This is a genomic window from Mycobacterium sp. TH-M11 (assembly GCF_057473725.1).
The window spans coordinates 1-2706 of the sequence record NZ_JBYCLD010000546.1; the positions used below are offsets into that span (position 1 = coordinate 1).

At 65.0% G+C, this 2706-nt stretch carries 3 protein-coding genes; 1 reads left to right on the forward strand and 2 read right to left on the reverse strand.

From position 1 onward, the window contains the following. The coding region (locus tag AC2VOG_RS20625; RefSeq protein WP_486941677.1) for a glycosyltransferase family 39 protein at nucleotides 1-565 on the reverse strand (565 nt) is incomplete at its 3' end. Between the two features lie 312 nt (nucleotides 566-877). Between AC2VOG_RS20625 and AC2VOG_RS20630 the strand changes: the two genes are divergently transcribed. Next, nucleotides 878-1318: a universal stress protein gene (locus AC2VOG_RS20630; protein ID WP_486941678.1), complete on the forward strand. Its 441-nt coding sequence runs from the start codon at nucleotides 878-880 to the stop codon at nucleotides 1316-1318. A 432-nt stretch (nucleotides 1319-1750) separates the two neighbouring features. Here the strand turns inward: AC2VOG_RS20630 and AC2VOG_RS20635 are convergent, their stop codons facing one another. Continuing rightward, nucleotides 1751-2428, reverse strand: a complete 678-nt coding sequence (locus AC2VOG_RS20635) for an MBL fold metallo-hydrolase (RefSeq protein ID WP_486941679.1) — start codon at nucleotides 2426-2428, stop codon at nucleotides 1751-1753. Nucleotides 2429-2706: the final 278 nt, after the last annotated feature.

The window sequence follows — 2706 nt, forward strand, 5'->3', positions numbered from 1 at the left end:
CTATCGAGACCACCAACGCGAGCGCGTAGAGCGCCCACAGCCACCCCCGGTGGCGGCGGATGGCAGTGATCAGCAGGACGGTCAGCCAGACCGCCGCGACCGCTTGCAGCGCATACGAACGCGCTTCGACGGCCGCCCACGTCGTCCGGGGAAGGATGGCGAACACAATGCCCGCGTAGATCGCCGTGTGCCGCGGCAGGAACTGCCTGGCCAGGACCACTACACCGGCGGCTGCCAAACCCACGGCCACGCAGCTGGGCACCCGAGACCAGAACTCGGTGGCCGGGAACAGGGCGAACCAGCCGTGCATCAGCAGGTAGAACAGCCCGTGCACGGCGTCGATGTGGCTAAGCAGCTTCCACAGGTCGGGCAGCGACCGGCTGAAGGAGGCGGAAATCGTCGCGCTCTCGTCGAACCACAGGGACGGCCGGCCCGCGGCCACACTGCCGATCAGCGAGGCCAACAACGCGATGGCGAGCGGGTCCAGTAGCCGGCCCGGGCTCCGCGGCGGTGTAACGGGCGCAAGAACCGCCTTCGTGGGTTCCTCGACTGTGGTGGCGACCATGATGTGTGCCACTGTAGGGCCACCCCGGTGAACCTGCTTACCCGTACTGCCTGATCACGGCCTACTTTCACCGACCAATTCAACATGCCCGACTGCGGCGGCCAGCCAAGATTATCGCGAAACATATTGGACGACAGAACATCTCGTATGGGCAAATCGAGAATGCGAACGAGACCAAAGTCTCAGGATGCGAGTGCTGCAGCACTAGCGGAGAATTACGGTCCTGATCGGCGTGTTCCGAATTCGACCATCTGTCTGCGGCAAAGCGTTACTGTCTGGGGTTGGCGTAGCAACCGACACCTGGGAGGGTAAATGAGCGCCTATCGGACCGTGGTGGTAGGGACCGACGGATCGGATTCGTCGCTGCGCGCGGTGGAGAGGGCAGGCACCATTGCCGGGGCGGACGCGAAGCTGATCGTCGCGACGGCCTATCTACCTCAGCACGAGGATCCGCGCGCCGCCGACGTTCTGAAGGACGAGAGCTACAAGGTGTCGGGCAGCGCTCCGATCTATGCGATTTTGCGCGAGGCCAGAGAACGGGCCCATGCTGCGGGAGCCGCGAACATCGAGGAGCGGTCGATTGTCGGCGCCCCCGTTGACGCGCTGGTGGGCCTTGCGGAGGAAGTTGGCGCCGATTTGCTGGTCGTCGGCAATGTCGGCCTGAGCACCATTGCTGGCCGACTGCTGGGATCGGTGCCCGCCAACGTGTCACGGCGCGCCAAGGTGGACGTGCTGATCGTTCACACCTCGTAGTCGCGCGCCCGCCCGGCGATCGGCACCGCGGGTTGATCGTGCACTATTGACTGAAACTCATTGGCGCCGAGGTGGTCGAGAGGTACGTGCGGTGCGTGTTGAGCATCTGAGCAGTCCGGGCTGTCCGAACGCGGCAGGATCCCGCGCCCTGATAGCCGAGTGTTTGGAAGCCTTGGGGCTGACCGCATCGGTGGTGGAGCGTGTCGGAGCTTTTCCTTCGCCATCCGTACTTGTTGATGGTGCCGACGTGATGCGTCCCGATCAACCCCCAACCGGTGAATGCTGCCGGTTGGACGTTCCGACCCGTGCGGCAATCTTGGCCGCGCTGCAACGGGCGGCGGAGCGGCGGTAGGTGGCGCTGCGATCAGATCATCGATCTGACGTGAGCCAACGGCAGGGGATTTGACCCTTGTCCGAGTCGCGGGAGTCAGGTCACCAGCCGCGCTCGCGCCATTCCGCCAGATGCGGCCGCTCGGCCCCAAGGGTCGTGTCGTCGCCGTGGCCGGGGTAGACGACCGTGTCGTCGCCGAATCGGTCGAACACTCGGGTGCTGACGTCGTCGACCAGCTGATCGAAATCTTGCGCCTGCCAGGTCTTGCCGACGCCGCCGGGGAACAGGCAGTCGCCGGTGAACAGCTGCGTGACCCCGCCGGTCGCGGCGCCGTCTAGGGCCAGCGCGACCGATCCCGGGGTGTGTCCGCGCAGGTGGATGACGTCGAAGGTCAGCTCGCCGATCTCGATGGTGTCCCCGCCGGCCAGCAGGCGGTCGGGTGTGACGGGCAGCGGTCCGGCGTCGATCTCGTGCGCAGCGGTCGGGGCACCGGTGGCCCCGACGACGGCTTCCAGCGCCTGCCAATGGTCGAAATGTTGGTGGCTGGTGATGATCAGCGCTATTTTCGGCGCGTAGCGGCGAATGAGGCTCAACAGCATGTCGGCGTCGTTGGCGGCGTCGATCAGCAGCGTCTCCCCGGTTTTCGAACACGTGACCAGGTAAGCGTTGTTGTCCATGGGGCCCACCGACGTCTTGATAATGGATACGCCCGGCAGGGTTCGCCGGGCCGCGGTACCGGGTTCGACGTGGCCGGTGTAGTTCTCGTCAAGAGGGGTCATGCTGGCGAGATTACGGGTTCTTGTGCCACTTCAGCGGCGCGTTACGAGACGCGCTGAGGGCTCAAGTTCAAGATCACCCCGACATCGCGCACGGACAGTCCGCGCGCTGCGCGCATCGGTGGCGAGCCGGTGGTTCGGCGCCTGCGCGCGTTGGGTTAACGAACGCGCCAGTTTTGCTGCCAGCCCTTGCGCAATTTCCGGCGTCGGCACTGATCGTAACGCTTGCCGTTAATAACGCATTGCGTTATTATCGCAGGGGTGATCCGTTCGTTCCGGGA

Coding starts and splice junctions, on each gene's coding strand:
- AC2VOG_RS20630 (WP_486941678.1), top strand. CDS start 878: ATGAGCGCCTATCGGACCGTGGTGGTAGGGACCGACGGATCGGATTCG.
- AC2VOG_RS20635 (WP_486941679.1), bottom strand. CDS start 2,428: ATGACCCCTCTTGACGAGAACTACACCGGCCACGTCGAACCCGGTACC.